Raw genomic sequence first — 16631 nt, forward strand, 5'->3', positions numbered from 1 at the left:
TCGGCTGATCGATGCAGGACCCTATCAATGTGACATCCGCGTTTTTTAATAGATGCGGATGTCTTTTATCTTTTAAGGGCGAAGCGCGCCCTCGAGGCATTTTCGCAATCTATTACGCAGAGTAGTATTATTCTTATTTTCAGTATGTTAGGGTTGCAAAAGGCGCATATTTTATAACGCAACATTAATGTTCGGAAAGAATTGTGCGTTGCGATTTAAACGGTTTGAATATCAGCACAACCCGTCGTCGCATTTTGGCCAAATCATATCGACATTCAGGGAACCGAATACGGATACTGTCGTTCCCCTGAGATGAAAATTCTAAGTGCATTCAGTATCCACCCGCCGCATTTAACTTATTCCCTTCGGAAAGGCTGTTAAGGCACATGCCGGAATTGTCTTCTTCGCCGTCTAATTCGTCCATTGCCGATCGCAAGACTTCGGATCAGATTCCGCCCGAACAACCCTCTCCGATACGGGCTCTTTACAAAAGCGAGGATGAGCTGCGCGAACTCGCGGCCTCCGTTGCACGTGGCGAAGAGCTGGATTTGCCCGGCTATCAAGCTTTTGAATTCGATCAACGCCTGTCTGAAAATGGCAAGCTGATTCTGCACGCCTATCGCTCGTCCGATGCTGCTTCCCGCGCTGGCGAAACGATTACGCCAGCTGCACAGTGGCTCCTCGATAATCATTATCAGATCGATAAGACTGTTCAGCAGACACGCCGCGATCTGCCGCGCAAATTCATTCGCCAGCTGCCGCCCTATGCGGCCCGCGTTGAGAAATATCAGGACATGCCGCGTATTTTCGCGCTTGCATGGCTTTATGTTGCCCATACTGACAGCAATTTCTCGCTCAAGTCGCTGACCGCACTTGTTCAGGGCTTTCAGACTGTCGAGCCGCTTAAGATTGGTGAGCTGTGGGCGCTGCCGTCGGCCGTGCGTTATTTCCTCATTGAGAATGCGCGTCGTCTGGCGCTGCGCGTTGATCGCGCGCGCAACATGCGCAACCTCGCCAATACGGCTGCAGATCGCATTGTTGTTGCTGCGAATGGCGATGAGCTCGACACGGTTCTGGCGCAATATGCGCATGCCGCCCGCGACAGCACATTTGCTACGCATCTGCTCTATCGTCTGCGCAGCGCTTCGACCGATACATCGGCCGCAGCAAGCTGGCTAGAGCGTATTCTTGAGCAGGAAGGCAGCAATCCCGAAGACGCCATCGTTGAAGAACATGCCCGCCAGTCCACTGGCGGCGTCACGATGGGCAATGTCATTCGAAGCCTCAAAACCATCGATGATATCGATTGGGAAACCTGGTTTGAAACCGTCAACGAGGTCGATGCGATTCTGCGCGATCACAGCGATTTCGAACTTCTGGATTTCCGTTCGCGCAACGCGTATCGCGTGACGATTGAAAAGCTTGCCCGCTTTTCGAACATGAGTGAAATCGACATCACCTGGGCCGCTCTCAAGCTTGCTGAAGACAGCAAGTCTGCCGGACCCGCCGATGCCAACGGCACAGAAGGCAAGGGCTCAATCGCCCATTATCTTTCGGGTGAAGGTCGCTCCGAGCTTGAAAAGGTATGCGGCTACAAGGCACCATTCGGCGTCAAAGTCCTGCGCTTCTATCGCAATCTGGGTCTGTTGGGCTTCTTCATACCAACGGCCATTTTCACGATTCTGATCCTGCTGACGGTCAATTATTGCATGAGCCGGGCCGGGCTTTCGACCGATTTGCGCACTTTGTTCACGTTGCTCGCGATCTTCCCGGCAATGGACGCGTCATATTCGCTCTTCAATGCGCTGGTACCGTGGTTTGTGCAGCCGACGCGCCTGATCGGCTTTGAATACAAGGAAGGCCTGCCTGTTGAGGCACGCACGCTTGTTGCCGTGCCGACGCTTATCAATTCGCGCGATTCCATCGATGAGCAGATCCGCAATCTTGAAGTCCATTATCTGACCAATCCGCGCGGCGAGATTTATTTCGCGCTCGTTAGCGACTGGGTGGATGCCAAGCAGGAAATCACGCCTGCCGATATGGAAATCTATGAATATGCGCGTGATGAAATAGCCAAGCTCAACGAGCATTATACCGGTGGCGAGCAGCCGCGTTTCTTCCTGCTTCACCGTCGTCGTCTGTTCAATGAAAAGCAGAGCTGCTGGATGGGCTGGGAGCGCAAGCGCGGCAAGCTACACGAGCTGAACCTGCTGCTTCGCGGCGATCAGGATACGAGCTATTTCCCACCGGATGAGCGCCTGCCGAAAGACGTCAAATTCGTCATGACGCTGGACGCGGATACGCGGCTTACGCCTGAATCGGTCACCAATCTTGTTGGCAAGCTCAGCCATCCATTGAACCGTCCGGTTTTCGATGAGAAAACCGGCAAGGTTGTTCGTGGTTATGGCATTTTGCAGCCACGTGTGACGCCTTCGCTGACAACAGGCGACGAAGCTTCATTCCTGCAGCGCGTTTTCTCGGTCAATCGCGGCATCGATCCTTATGTCTTTGCCGTTTCCGATTCCTATCAGGATCTTTTGGGTGAGGGCACCTTCACCGGTAAGGGTCTTTACGATATCGACGCCTTCGAAATTGCGATGAAAGATCGCGTTCCAGAGAACACGCTTCTTAGCCACGATCTGCTTGAAGGTGGCTATGCGCGCGCGGCGCTGGTCAGCGATGTCGAAGTTGTTGAAGATTATCCGACCGGCTATAACGTCGACGTGTCGCGCCATCACCGTTGGGCGCGTGGCGACTGGCAGCTTCTACCATGGTTGTTTTCGACAGGCCGTGGTGTCAGCGCGATCACGCGCTGGAAGATGGTGGATAATCTGCGTCGCTCGCTCAATCCGATCCTGTGGCTGGTTGCGGCAATTGTCGGCTGGAGCGTGCTGCCAATCGGACCGGCGGCTGTCTGGCAGGGCTTCCTGATCATCAGCATGTTTGTGGCGCCGACCTTTGGCATCGTCACCAATCTTATTCCGTCAAATATGGACTATTCGCTCAAAGGCCATGCGCAGTCGGTTCTGACCGATATTGCATTGGGCACGGCGGATGTGGCGCTTCGCACCACCTTTATTGCACATTCCGCGTTCCTGATGGCTGATGCGATTGCGCGTACGATTTATCGCCTCTTTGTGTCGCGTCGCAATCTTCTCGAATGGCGTACAGCGGCACAGGCAAAGTCCGCCCCCGACACACTTCTGTTCTATTTCCAGATGATGTGGCCAGCCATTGTTATTGCGGGCATTGCGATTTTCATGCCGCTGGCTGCTCAAAGCCATGCTGCAATGATTGCGGCACCTTTTGCAGTCATCTGGTTTGCATCACCGCTCATTGCCTGGCTCGTCAGCCGTTCTGCCAAGCCGCAGGACACGCTGGAAGTGCTCTCGTCCGACAAATCGGCTCTGCGCCGGTATGCGCGCCGTACCTGGCGCTATTTCGCCGAGTTCACGAATGAGGAAAACAACCATCTTCCGCCCGATAACTTCCAGGAAGATCCAGCTCCGATCGTTGCGCAACGTACGTCGCCAACCAATATCGGCGTGTATTTTCTCTCGGTGATTGCGGCGCGTGACTTTGGCTGGATCGGCTTTACCGAGACGCTTGATCGCGTCGCAGCAACCGTCAACACGCTTGAGAAGATGGAGAAATATCAGGGCCATCTCTATAACTGGTATGAGACCAATACGCTGACGCCGATGCGTCCGCTCTACGTCTCTGCCGTGGATAGTGGCAATCTCGCTGGACATCTTGTGACACTCTCGTCGGCGCTGGAAGAATGGGCTGAAGCACCTTCGGTCTATCTTCAGGCTGATCTCGACGGTATTCTCGACGTCAACGACGTGCTTGAGGAAACAATTGCACGTATTCCTGATGATCGTCGTATCCTTCGTCCATTGCGCCGTCGTCTGGAAGAGCGGATCGCCAATTTCCGTCGTGCAGTGCGTACCATCAAGGAAGAGCCGGAAACCGCATCCTTCCGCACTATCAATCTCTCGCTCTTTGCGACCGATATTGTGCGCCTGATGGAAGAGCTCGACAGCGAGATCGAAACACCTGCAAGTGCGGAAGCGCGCGAATGGGCTTACATTCTCGTTGAAACCTGCAAGGCCCACACCGACGATTCTATGGGCGAGCACAACACCGATGAGCTGCGTGAGCGACTGCGGGATCTTGCTTCACGTTCGCGCCAGCTGGCCTTTGACATGCAGTTCGGTTTCCTTGAGCGCAAGGAACGTCGTCTTCTGTCGATCGGTTTCCGTGTGCAGGAAAACGAGCTTGACGAAAGCTGCTATGATCTTCTGGCGTCAGAAGCTCGTCTTGCGAGTTTGTTTGCCATTGCCAAGGGCGACGTGCCTGTTGAACATTGGTTCAAGCTTGGCCGTCTTCTGGTTCCAGTGGGTTGGAAGGGCGCTCTGCTCTCCTGGTCCGGCTCGATGTTCGAGTATCTGATGCCGCCGCTGGTCATGTCGGAGCCGCTCGGTTCGCTGCTAGATCAGACCAACAAACTCGTTGTGCAGCGTCAGATCGACTACGCGACCTCGCGCGGTCTGCCTTGGGGCATTTCGGAAGCGGCATTCAATGCGCGAGACGCGCATATGAATTACCAATATTCGAACTTTGGTGTGCCGAACCTCGGTCTTCAGCGAGGCCTGTCGCGTAATGCGGTTATCGCGCCTTATGCAAGCTTGCTGGCTTCTCAGTACCAGCCTGCCGCAGCCGTCGCCAACCTGAAGCGTCTGGAAAAACTCGGTGCACTCGGCCGTTATGGTTTCCACGATTCCGTGGACTTCACCCCGTCGCGCGTTCGCGAAGGTGAAACCTGTGCAGTGGTGAAAAACTATTATGCCCACCACCATGGCATGTCGATTATTGCGGTTAACAACGTGATCTTCGAAGGCCGTATGCGTGAACGCTTCCATTCCGATCCGGTGATCGAAGCAGCCGAACTGCTATTGCAGGAAAAGGCACCGCGCGAAATTCCGATGATCTATGCGAAGACGGAAAATCCGATGCGTGTGGATTCGGGCGGCTTCGACGATGCGCCGATGCGTATTATCGATGTGCCGTTCAAGGCCCCGCGCACAACGCATATGATGTCGAATGGCCAGTATGCGCTGATGGTGACGGCGAATGGCTCCGGCTACAGCCGTTGGCACAATTGGGACATCACTCGTTTCCATGCCGATGTGTCGGAAGACTTGCAGGGCACGTTCTTGTTCCTGCGCGATATGGAAAGCGGATACTGGTGGTCGGCGACCGGAGAGCCGGTACGCAACCCAGAGGAAGAAACCAAGACTGTCTTCACCGAAGACAAGGCGGAATTCTACAAGACTGCCGGTGACATCAAAACGGTTATGGAAGTGATCGTTTCGTCAGAATCTGATGGTGAAGGCCGCAGGCTTGATATCATCAACACCAGTGCGCGGGATCGTGTGATTGAAGTCACGTCCTATTCCGAACTGGTGCTGACCGATAGCGACAGCGATGCAGCACATCCGGCGTTCGCCAAGATGTTTGTCGAAACCGAAATCGCTGACAATGGCTCGACCATCTATGCGAAACGCCGCAAGCGTGCGCCGTCCGATCCGGACATTCATGTTGCGCATTTCGTAACCGATTTGTCGGGCTCCATCCGTGAAACCGAAGTCGAAACCGACCGTCGTGCATTTATCGGTCGCGGGCGTTCGTTGCGTGATGCCGCAGCCTTTGACGACGGTGCGACATTCACCGGAAGCCAGGGCTGTGTGCTTGATCCGATTGCATCGGTACGCACCCGCGTTCGCGTTCCGGCACATAAGAAGGTTAGCCTTGTTTTCTGGACCTTTGCGGGTGGAAGCCGTGATGCGGTTGAACATGCGGTCGCGATGCATCGCCATCCGGAAACCTTTGCTCGCGAATATTCGCTGTCATGGACAAGTTCGCAGGTTCAGCTCTACCATATCGGCATCAAACCGGCGGAAGCTGCCGACTATCAAAAGGTTGCAGCCTATCTGCTTTACCCGGAACGCACTTTGCGTCAGCCGCCTGAAACGATTGCAAGCGGCCTTGGCAAGCAGTCCGATCTCTGGCCGATGTCGATCTCGGGCGATTATCCGATCTTTGCTCTTCGCATCGACAATGAAGCGGATCTTGATGTGTTGCGTGGCGTGCTGCGCGCGCAGGAATATTGGCGTAGCAAGGGCCTGACGGTCGATGTCGTTGCGGTCAACGAGCGCGCATTCTCCTATGCGCAGGATACGCAACGCGCCATCGACTGGATCGTTGAAGGCTTCCGCGCGCGTGGTGGCGGTCAACCGCATATCTTTGCGGTTCGTCGCGATCAGATGAGTGAAGAAAGCTACAACACGCTTCTCGCTTCAGCCCGCATCGTCATGCATGCGCAGAATGGTTCGCTTGCCGAACAGTTGCGTCGCAGCGAGGAAATCACGGTTGATCTGGCCGCAAGAAGCGACGCAAAAACACCTGCAATTGCCCAGCAGGGCTTGGGTGCCGCAGGGCTTGCACCTGTTGCGCTTGAGCGCGGCACGGAAGAGCGCCGTCTGGTTGCTAAGCCAAAATCAGTCACACGTCCGGCTCCAACTGGCGATGATCTCCAGTTCTGGAACGGTTATGGCGGATTTGCTGAGGATGGCAGCTACGTTGTGCGGATCAACAACCGAACAACCACGCCGCATCCATGGATCAACGTTATCGCCAATCCGGATTTCGGGTTCCATGTTTCGGCGGAAGGTTCAGCCTTCACCTGGGCTGGCAACAGCCGCGATTATCAGCTTACCCCGTGGGCAAATGATCCGGTCACCAATCGTCCGGGTGAGGCGATCTATATTCTTGATCGTGAAACCGGACGCAGCTTTGCCCCGACAGCCAATGTACTGCGCGACGAAGCTGTCACCTATGAAGCCCGCCATAGCCATGGCTACACCACCTTCTCGGCACAGCACGGCGAACTGGCACTGGAGCTGACCCATATCGTTGACGCCGAAAAGCCGGTTCGACTTTCGCGTCTGACGATTACCAATAAGGGGCGGTCGAAGCGCAAGCTGCGTGCCTACGGTTATGTCGAATGGGTGCTGGGCAACGCCCGCGCCAAGAATGTGCCGTTCATCGTGCCATCGCAGGATGAAGAGCTCGGTGCGCTCTTTGCAGGCAATCCATATCATCCGGACAAGTCCGGCCAAGTGGCGTTCTTTGCGGCAACGGAAAAGCCGCAATCAGTCACGGCCGACCGTGGCGAGTTCATCGGTTCGACAGGATCGGTTGACAAGCCGGAGGTGGTTCTAGCTGGTAAGGCCCTTTCGGGAACGGTTGAAGCAGGACGCGATCCATGTGCAGCGCTTGCGCTCGATATTGAAGTCGGTCCGGGCGAAAGCCGTGAAGTGGTCTTCCTGCTCGGTAATGCTGCCGATCAGCAGCAGGCAAAGGTGCTTGTCGCAGAAAGCCGCAATGCATCCTTCGATGACAAGCTCACTGCTGCGGCCAAGCATTGGGAAGGGCTGTTCAGCCGCGTTCAGGTCAAGACGCCTGATCCGGCCTTTGACCTGCTGATCAATGGCTGGCTGCCATATCAGGCGATTGCTTGCCGTATCTGGGCGCGTGCGGCCTTCTATCAGGCCAGTGGCGCGTTTGGTTTCCGCGACCAGTTGCAGGATACGCTGTCGCTGCTGCTCATCGATCCGTCATTGGCTCGTGCGCAGATTCTCAATGCGGCCTCGCGTCAGTTCCCTGAAGGCGATGTGCAGCATTGGTGGCTTCCAGCAACGGGTGCCGGTGTGCGTACGCTGATCTCTGACGATGTAGTCTGGCTTGGCTACGGCACATCGCTCTATGTGGAAACGACAGGTGATCGCGCGATTCTCGACGAGAAGCTGCCATTCCTTGAAGGCCGCAAGCTCGAAGAGGGCGAACATGATGCGTTCTACGAGCCGCAAATCTCGAAGAACACTGAAAGCCTATATGAGCATTGTGCGCTGGCACTCGATCTTGCGATTGAACGCACCGGCAAGCACGGTCTGCCGCTGATCCTTGGTGGCGACTGGAATGACGGCATGAATCTTGTCGGCGTAAAGGGCGAAGGCGAAAGTGTGTGGCTTGGCTGGTTCCTTGCCTATACATTGCGCCAGTTCATCCCGATTGCTGAATCTCGCAAGGATGCAAAGCGGGCAACCGCATGGGCTGTGCATCTTGAAAGTCTGACAAAGGCGCTTGATCGCGATGGCTGGGATGGCGAGTGGTATCGCCGTGGCTTCTTCGACAATGGCTCTCCGCTTGGCTCAAAAGACAGCGACGAATGCCAAATTGATGCCATCGCGCAATCATGGAGCGTGTTGTCGGGTGTTGCCGATCCAAAGCGTGCCGGACAGGCAATGGCTTCGCTCGAAAAGCATCTGCTTGACGATCAGGGCGAGTTGCTGCGTCTCTTCACGCCGCCTTTCGACAAGACGGTGCAGGAACCAGGCTACATTAAGGGCTATCCGCCCGGCGTTCGCGAGAATGGCGGTCAGTACACACATGGTGCAACATGGGCCATTCTGGCACTGGCTCGCATGGGCAAAGCCGCAGAAGCGTGGCGTCTGTTCTCGCTCATCAGTCCGGTCAACCATGGACGCAATCCGGACGTCTATCGCGTCGAGCCATATGTGATCGCAGCTGACATCTATTCGGTCGAGCCGCGTCGCGGACAGGGTGGCTGGACCTGGTACACAGGTTCTGCTGGCTGGTTCTACCGCGTGGCAACGGAAGGTATTCTCGGTGTCACAAAGCGTGGCGATCGCCTGCATTTCGACCCGGCATTGCCACCTGAATGGGACGGCTATGAAGCTGATCTGCGCTTCGGCGACGCGACCTATCACGTGAAGGTGGTAACAGGTGCCAAGTCAAAGGCGATCAAGCTCAATGGCCGTAAAATCACCAAGCCCGATGAAGGGGTTGCGATCAAGCTCGATGGTGAACATGAGATCATTGTAGAGCTTCCCAAATCTGAATGAAGCATTTAAAAAGGCGGGTGAAAACCCGCCTTTCTTTTTGCTGCAAATCATCTGGGTGGTTGCAGCACATGCTCATGCAATGGAGGCCGTCATGGCCAAAACCGATATCGCACGGCGCGTCTTTAATCACGCATGGAAGCTTGATCCGATTGTTCGCAGCCTTCTGGACACGGATTTCTACAAACTTCTGATGTTGCAGATGATCTGGGGGCTTTACCCCAAGGTGGATGCGACCTTTGCGCTCATCAACCGCACAACCTCGGTGCGTCTTGCCGATGAGATCGATGAAGGCGAGTTGCGCGCGCAACTCGATCATGCACGCACGCTGCGTTTTACCAAAAAAGAGATGATCTGGCTGGCGGGTAACAGCTTCTACGGACGCAAGCAGATTTTCCAACCGGAGTTTCTTAATTGGCTGCATGATTTCCAGCTGCCAGAATATGATCTGCGCCGCAAAGACGGTCAGTATGAGCTGCATTTCCATGGGCCATGGTCGCACACGACCATGTGGGAGATCCCAGCGCTTGCGATCATTAATGAGCTTCGCTCGCGCGCCGCGATGAAAAACCTCGGGCCTTTTTCGCTAGATGTGCTTTATGCCCGCGCCAAGGCCAAGATGTGGAGCAAGGTTGAGCGGCTTCGCGAATTGCCGGACCTGAAAATTTCAGATTTCGGCACGCGTCGCCGTCACTCATTCCTGTGGCAGCGCTGGTGCGTCGAGGCCTTGAAGGAAGGTATCGGCGGCGCATTTACCGGAACCAGCAATGTGCTTCTGGCGATGGATAACGATCTTGAAGCGCTCGGCACCAATGCGCATGAACTCCCGATGGTGCTGGCAGCGCTTGCCAATACGGATGATGAGCTACGCACAGCACCCTATCGGGTACTACAGGACTGGAACCGCTATTATGGCGGCAATCTTCTGATTGTGCTGCCCGATGCTTTCGGCACAGCTGCTTTCTTGCGTAATGCGCCGGACTGGGTTGCCGATTGGACTGGCTTCCGTCCCGACAGCGCCCCACCAATCGAAGGCGGCGAACGCATTATCGAATGGTGGAAGTCTCGCGGCAAAGACCCACGCGAAAAACTGCTGATTTTCTCGGATGCGCTGGATGTGGATACGATTGAGGAAACCTATCGCCATTTTGAAGGCCGGGTCCGCATGAGCTTTGGTTGGGGCACAAATCTCACCAATGATTTCGCCGGTTGCGCGCCAACCACCATTCATGGCCTCAAAGCCATATCGCTGGTCTGTAAGGTAATCGATGCCAATGGACGCCCGGCGGTCAAACTTTCCGACAATCCGCAGAAAGCGACAGGCGATCCCAAGGAAGTCGAACGCTATCTCAAGTTTTTCGGCAACGAAGAGCGCGTCGAGCAACTCGTCAAGGTTTGACGATAAGCATGTCCGGAGAACTGTGAATTGATTTTCGAATAAGATTCGCACCACGGAATAGTTGAGACGCTTCGACCTTAATCATTTGGATCGAAGCGTACTCTTATCTTTATTCCATCAATCGGGCTGTGCCGGAAATACGAATAGAGTCGCCACGCACATGGCCAATTTCTGCACGCAGATGAGATGGCACACCCATATCTTCGCCCTGAAACACTTCAATAGATCCGCCATGCGGCCAGCCCAAGTCGCGTAAATAGGCGGCGAAAGCTGCAGTGGATGCGCCGGTCGCCGGGTCTTCATAGACACCGCCCGAGGCAAAGGGATTGCGGCTGTGAAAGCGCTGCGGCGTTTCTGAATGCACCAGAAGGATCGTTGTCCAGCCTTGCCGCTTCATCAGGACCCGCCCGCGCGGAAGATCATAATGCATGGCCGCAAGTTTCTCGCGTGAGCGCAATGCCAACACAATATGATCTGCGCCCGCATGGATAAGTGCCGGCGGAATGCCCGGTGCCAGATCATCTTTTTCATAATTGAACAGCGCTAGCGCCTGCTCAATCTCGATTTCAGATGCGGCGCGGTTGCGCGTCCCGGGTGATTGCAAGCTCGCAGAAAACAGATCGCCTTCCTTGCGGCCCTCCACGCTGATGTCGGAATTATTGAGCTTTAATGCAAAACGCCCGTCACCTTCGCGCATGGCAAGTGCTGCACCGAGCGCAATTGTGGCATGGCCGCAGAACGGAACTTCCATTTCGGGCGCAAAATAGCGCACACGCCAGCTGTCTCCTTCCGGCATGGCAAAAGCCGTTTCCGAAAAGCCAACATCCTTGGCGATTTTCTGCATTTCCTCGGCTGAGGGGAGTTTTTCAGAAATCAGTACACCGGCGGGGTTACCGCCCTGATTGCCTTGCGAGAAGGCTGCTATGCGCAAGACGTCCAATGATTTGTCCTTCGCCAATTTTCGATTCTCTCCCGCCCTTCTTCTATAGAAAGCGCGAAATGCGTCGGGTCAAGGGCAATGCAGATCGATGGTACTTTGTGCCCGGTTATCGACGCGCTGATACGATCAGAAGCATTGGGCGCTCAACCTCATCGCGCAAGGCGGGCATTGCTTCGATTTGAGCAGATGTAGGCCGCCATTCCTCAAGACTGTTGATGTCAAATCCTGCTTCAAGCAAAGCATTGACGGTCGTGCTCAGGCGACGGTGGTATTTAATGACACCATCTGCCAGCCAGTTGGTGCGTCTTTCGCCCTCAATGGCATAATGATCAACTGGCCAATGCTTGTTTTGGTCTTCATCCACGATCCAACCCGGCATTAGCGGTGCCATGGAAATCGGATGTTCTATTGTGAAGATGAAATGGGAACCGGGACGAAGCGCCTGATGGATCGTGTTGAGCAGTCGGGAAAAGTCGCGGATATAGTGAAAGGCCAGCGAGCTATAGGCCAGATCGAATCGAGCTTCTGGTAGTTCTAATGTTTCCATATCTGCCTGCACATACCGGATCGCATCGTCCTGCGTGTCGTGCTGCGCGCGTTCAAGCATGTTCTCCGACAGATCGTACCCAGTGACGGAAGCCGCGCCCTGTTCGCGGGCAAAGCGAGAAAACCATCCAAAGCCGCAGCCCAGATCCGCAACGTCGTTGCCGGATAAATCAGGCAGCAGCGAACGAATATAAGGCCACTCAGGCGCACCATCCAATCCGTAGACTGAGCGTGGCAGTTGGCTATAGGCGTTGAAAAAATCGGCGCGGTCGTAAATATTCTGAGCCATTGTCTGCTTTCCTGTTACTGAAAAGCAGAATTGGCTCTCGCCATCGAGAAATCAATCCCGCATTTCTGTTGCCCATGGCGGATTGGCACCAGCACGAGAAACAGTGATGGCCGCAGCGCGAACACCCAATGCCACCGCAGCATGTATCTGGTCTTCGTCGAGATTGGCTATAGCATCCTTCGTCAGTAGTCCCTGACCATGTAGGCTCGCGAGAATACCCGCATTGACAGTATCGCCAGCTCCCACAGTATCCACCACATCTACCTTCACGCCAGGCACGCGAACAGTTGCGTTTGCAGTATAGGCGTCGGCACCATGAGCGCCCTTGGTGATGACGATCAGCTTGGGGCCAAGCTTGAGCCATTCGGCGGCGATCTCGTCATGGCTGCCTTTTTCGCCGAACCAGTCGAGATCTTCATCTGAAAGCTTCACGATATCCGCGAGCGCGATCATGCGCTTCATGCGGGCGAGATGTTTTTCCCGATCGCTGACGAAGCTGGCACGAATGTTCGGGTCAAGGAACATCACGCGCTTTGACGCTTCACGCGTCATCAGCGCTTCGTAGACGCTGCCACATGGTTCTGAAATCAGGCTGATGCAGCCAAAAAGCAGCGCATCTATCGCGTCGTCTATCAGCGGCATGTCATTTTCAGAAAGCATGCGCAGTGCTGTGTTCTCATCATAAAAAGCGTAGCGTGCCTGTCCATCGACAAGGCGCACAAAGGCCAACGTCGTTGGCCGATCAGAGATCGCCGAATAAGAATAGTCGACATTCGAGCGTGCGAGCGTATCGCGCAGCACTTCGCCGAAGAAATCCGATGAAAGGCCTGAGAAAAAGCCAGTGGGAACACTCAGCCTGCCAAGAGCGATGGCCGTGTTGAACACGGAGCCGCCAGCAAAGGGTACAAAGGCTGTTTCGCCTTCTGCCGTTTCGCGTGGCAACATATCAATCAGGGCTTCACCGCAGCATAGGATCATATGGTCAACTCGGCTGTTAAATCGATTGAAGGTTTAGAATTGACAAGGTAAACACAAAAGCGCGGTGTTTTTCAACGCCGCGCCTTCGAAAATAATTAGACGTGCTGACCACCATTGATATGGATTTCCGAGCCGGTCACATAGGATGAGGCTTCGGAGCAGAGATAATAAATGGTCTCGGCCACTTCGGAGGTCTTTCCAAGGCGCCGCATTGGCAGCTGTTCTACCAGCTTTTCCGTACCGGGTGACAGGATGGCGGTGTCGATTTCGCCGGGCGCAATGGCATTCACTCGGATTCCATGCGGGCCAAAATCGGAAGCCATTTCGCGTGTAAGCGCTGCCAGTGCTGCCTTGGACGTCGCATAAGCAGTACCTGCGAAGGGATGAACGCGACTGCCTGCAATAGAAGTCACGTTGACGACAGAACCCTGTGCTGCTTCCAGCTCCTTGAACAGTCCGCGCGCCAGCATGATCGGGGCCATGAAGTTCACCTGAAAAACATCGCGCCAGACAGCCATGGGAGTTTCAATTGAATTCATGCGACGACCGCCTTCTGCTTTTGGCGAAATGCCAGCATTATTGACGAGCGCATGCAATTTACTGCCGTTGGCTTCCAATCTGCGGCGGATTTCAGCAATGGCTTTGCCGATATCTTCCTGATCGGCCAGATCGACCTTGATGTGGTCTTCGGGGCCTGCGGGCCAAGGGCAGTTTTCGGCGAAGTCCTGACGCGAGCAGGTAATGACGCGCCAACCGGCGCGCGAGAAGCGCTTGACCGTGGCGTGGCCAATACCGCGACTTGCCCCTGTCAGCACAAGGGTCTTACGTTCCGCATCTGCCTTGGGAGTGTCTGACTTGGGAGCATCAGACCGGGACGTATCAGTGTGGGAAACTGTAGACATGAAAACCTCACTCTCAATCCTTGAATAGACTAAGCTGCTCAGGATTTCGAGGGGAATTAGCAACAGGCAATGCGTGGTGCTTCACTTGATCGCGAGGCTAAAGCATGTCGCGCTCAAATGGATTCATTTGAGCTCCCGCGAACATGCGACAATTAAAAGAATCCAGAGCGAGCGCCTTGGGTGCGATTAAGCACGACACGCTCTAGGCCGATCAACGACCGGCCCGGCTTTACGAGAGAACACTCCTACTGCGTATTACCCATGATGATGTCGAGCAACGTCGTTGAATCGCGCTGCTGCGGTGGTGGACCGCCAACATTACCCGGAGGCAGTGGTGCGCCATTGTCATTCACCGGATAATTGGCCGGTACGCCGGATTGCTGACCCTGCTGAACCGTATTGCGAGCGGGGGAGTCAGGTGCTGGTGGCCAATAGCCATCATCACCATTGCCTGCCATTGGTTGATCGCCATAGCCGCCTTGCGGAATCATGCCAGGTTCATATGGATTGTTCGGATCGATGCCGTCGCTGCCACCTGGCACGATGTTCTGAATGTCGTAATGGCCCGGAAGTTCTGCGACAGGCACACCCTTATGGGCTTCCTTCATGAAGGTTTTCCAGGCGGCAACAGGAAGCGTGGAGCCAAAGACCCGCTTCATGCCCTTGCCATCATCATTGCCGAACCAGACGCCGGTCGTGAGATTTGCTGTATAGCCGACAAACCACGCATCGCGGAAATTCTGGCTGGTGCCGGTTTTGCCAGCTGCAGGCCAACCAAAAGCTGCACGTTTGGCCGTGCCATCTTCCACTGTACGACGAAGCATCGCATTCATCATGCCAACAGTGCGCTCATCGATCACGCGCGGACCGACACCATCTTCTCTCTGGTAGAGAACCTTGCCTTCAGAATCCGTGATCCGGGTAATGAAATACACTGGCGCACGATACCCACCATTGGCAAACGGCACATAGGCGTCTGCCAATTCAAGCAATGAGACTTCTGAGGTGCCAAGTGCCAGCGAGGCATTGGGTTCGAGCTTAGACTGAACGCCAAGGCGGTGTGCGGTGTCGATTACGGTCTGCGGACCAACTTCCATGACCAGCTGCGCCGAAACGGAATTAAGCGAGTGAGACAGAGCCGTCGCCAGCGTCACTTCACCCATATATTTGCCGTTGTCGTTGCTGGGCGTCCATTTGCCGATCCGCACAGGCGCATCGTTGCGTACGGAATCCGGTGTACGACCCTGTTCTAGCGCTGTCAGATACACAAAAGGCTTGAATGAAGAGGCAGGCTGACGGCGCGCGTCGGTCACACGGTCGAACTGACTGGCGGCATAATCATAGCCACCCACCAATGCGCGCACTGCACCCGTACCATCAATGGAAACGAGCGCCCCCTGACTTACATTCATCTTCTTGCCGTTTGTCGAGATCTGATCCTTGATCGCTTCTTCGCCAGCGCGTTGGAGATTGAGATCGACAGTGGTTTCAACCGTGATATCGGTCTTTGTCTCGCCGATAAGCGCCGGAATTTCGGCAACGACCCGGTCGGCAAAATAGTTTTCAGAGCCCTGCCAGTAAGAGGCTGCGCGCGTTGGCGGCTCACTTTCTGCAATCGCCACCTGACGGTCATCGATCATGCCTTCTTCGCGCATGGCACCCAGCACCAGCTTAGCGCGGGCACTTGCTGCCTCTGGATCGCGCGCAGGCGAAAGACGCGAAGGGGCTTTGAGAAGACCGGCAAGAGTCGCCGCTTCCATCAGGTTCACGTCCTTGGCGGATTTCCCGAAATAGCGTCGCGATGCAGCATCGACACCATAGGCACCTGAACCAAGATAAACACGGTTCAGATACATCTCTAATATCTGCTCTTTGGTGTATTTATGCTCAAGCCAGAGGGCGAGCATCACTTCCTGTACCTTACGCTCCAGTGTGCGGTCGGGCGAGAGGAACAAGTTCTTGGCGAGCTGCTGTGTGAGCGTCGAGCCGCCCTGTACAGCGCGGCCCGAGGTCACATTGGTCACAATCGCACGCGCGAGACCAATCGGGTCAATGCCGAAATGTGACATGAAACGGCGGTCTTCGATCGCCATGACGGCTTGCGGAATAAACGGCGACATTTCATGCAAGCCGACTGCTTCGCCGCCAGTTGTGCCGCGATTAGCAATCAAGCCACCCTGGACATCAACAATACGCACATTTGGTGGACGATCCGGGATAGTCCAGTCGGTTGTCGGCGGCATTTTGGCTGCGAAGTAAACGAGCATGCCCGCAAAAGCGATGCCGCCCCAAAGACCCAACACGAGGCACCAGTAGAAGGCGCGGCGAACAAAGCCGAAAAAGCCACCACGCTTTTTGGGCGAGCGGCGCGAACCGCGGGGCTCGCGATCTTTCGTTGGTTTGCTTTTGCGTTGCGGACGGGCCATGCGCTCCTCCTCGTCGACGCGAAACACGTCCTCTTCCTTTTCCTGCGGTTTGCCGAAGGAAGGTTCGATACGTCCGTTTCTGCCGTCTCGCGATGTCATGTCGTTTTAGATCCGCCCACCTGCTGATCGGTTATTGGTTTTGTAACCGCTTAATTCATCAACCC

General features: G+C 55.2%; 7 protein-coding genes. 2 read left to right on the top strand and 5 right to left on the bottom strand.

Going from position 1 to position 16631, the window contains the following annotated elements; genetic code table 11:
• Nucleotides 1–386 precede the first annotated feature (386 nt).
• The gene (locus tag CES85_RS10050; RefSeq protein WP_095445874.1) at nucleotides 387–8990 is read left to right on the top strand and encodes a glycoside hydrolase family 94 protein; all 8604 of its coding nucleotides are present in this window, start codon (nucleotides 387–389) and stop codon (nucleotides 8988–8990) included.
• Nucleotides 8991–9081: 91 nt separating this feature from the next.
• Nucleotides 9082–10386, top strand: a complete 1305-nt coding sequence (pncB, locus tag CES85_RS10055; protein ID WP_095447825.1) for a nicotinate phosphoribosyltransferase — start codon at nucleotides 9082–9084, stop codon at nucleotides 10384–10386.
• 109 nt (nucleotides 10387–10495) lie between these two features.
• Here pncB and CES85_RS10060 read toward each other — a convergent pair whose 3' ends face one another.
• From CES85_RS10060 to CES85_RS10080, 5 genes are all read right to left on the bottom strand, one after another.
• Complete coding sequence (locus CES85_RS10060) at nucleotides 10496–11326, bottom strand: PhzF family phenazine biosynthesis protein (protein WP_095447826.1); 831 nt, start codon at nucleotides 11324–11326, stop codon at nucleotides 10496–10498.
• Between the two features lie 106 nt (nucleotides 11327–11432).
• Nucleotides 11433–12161 (bottom strand): class I SAM-dependent methyltransferase, encoded by a 729-nt coding sequence (locus CES85_RS10065; RefSeq protein WP_095445875.1) that lies wholly within the window; start codon nucleotides 12159–12161, stop codon nucleotides 11433–11435.
• 51 nt (nucleotides 12162–12212) lie between these two features.
• A complete protein-coding gene (locus CES85_RS10070) occupies nucleotides 12213–13139 on the bottom strand; it encodes a carbohydrate kinase family protein (RefSeq protein ID WP_095445876.1) in 927 nt (308 codons plus the stop codon).
• A 95-nt stretch (nucleotides 13140–13234) separates the two neighbouring features.
• A complete protein-coding gene (locus tag CES85_RS10075; RefSeq protein ID WP_095445877.1) occupies nucleotides 13235–14041 on the bottom strand; it encodes an SDR family NAD(P)-dependent oxidoreductase in 807 nt (268 codons plus the stop codon).
• 245 nt (nucleotides 14042–14286) lie between these two features.
• Entirely contained in the window at nucleotides 14287–16566 is a 2280-nt protein-coding gene (locus CES85_RS10080) for a transglycosylase domain-containing protein (protein WP_095445878.1), read from the bottom strand.
• Between the last annotated feature and the right edge of the window lie 65 nt (nucleotides 16567–16631).

The organism is Ochrobactrum quorumnocens, from assembly GCF_002278035.1.
GTDB lineage: Bacteria > Pseudomonadota > Alphaproteobacteria > Rhizobiales > Rhizobiaceae > Brucella > Brucella quorumnocens.

Bases quoted from the DNA above. Each gene is read 5' to 3' on its own strand.
- CES85_RS10075 (WP_095445877.1), bottom strand. From the start codon at position 14,041: ATGTCTACAGTTTCCCACACTGATACGTCCCGGTCTGATGCTCCCAAG.
- CES85_RS10080 (WP_095445878.1), bottom strand. From the start codon at position 16,566: ATGACATCGCGAGACGGCAGAAACGGACGTATCGAACCTTCCTTCGGC.
- pncB (WP_095447825.1), top strand. From the start codon at position 9,082: ATGGCCAAAACCGATATCGCACGGCGCGTCTTTAATCACGCATGGAAG.
- CES85_RS10050 (WP_095445874.1), top strand. From the start codon at position 387: ATGCCGGAATTGTCTTCTTCGCCGTCTAATTCGTCCATTGCCGATCGC.
- CES85_RS10070 (WP_095445876.1), bottom strand. From the start codon at position 13,139: ATGATCCTATGCTGCGGTGAAGCCCTGATTGATATGTTGCCACGCGAA.
- CES85_RS10065 (WP_095445875.1), bottom strand. From the start codon at position 12,161: ATGGCTCAGAATATTTACGACCGCGCCGATTTTTTCAACGCCTATAGC.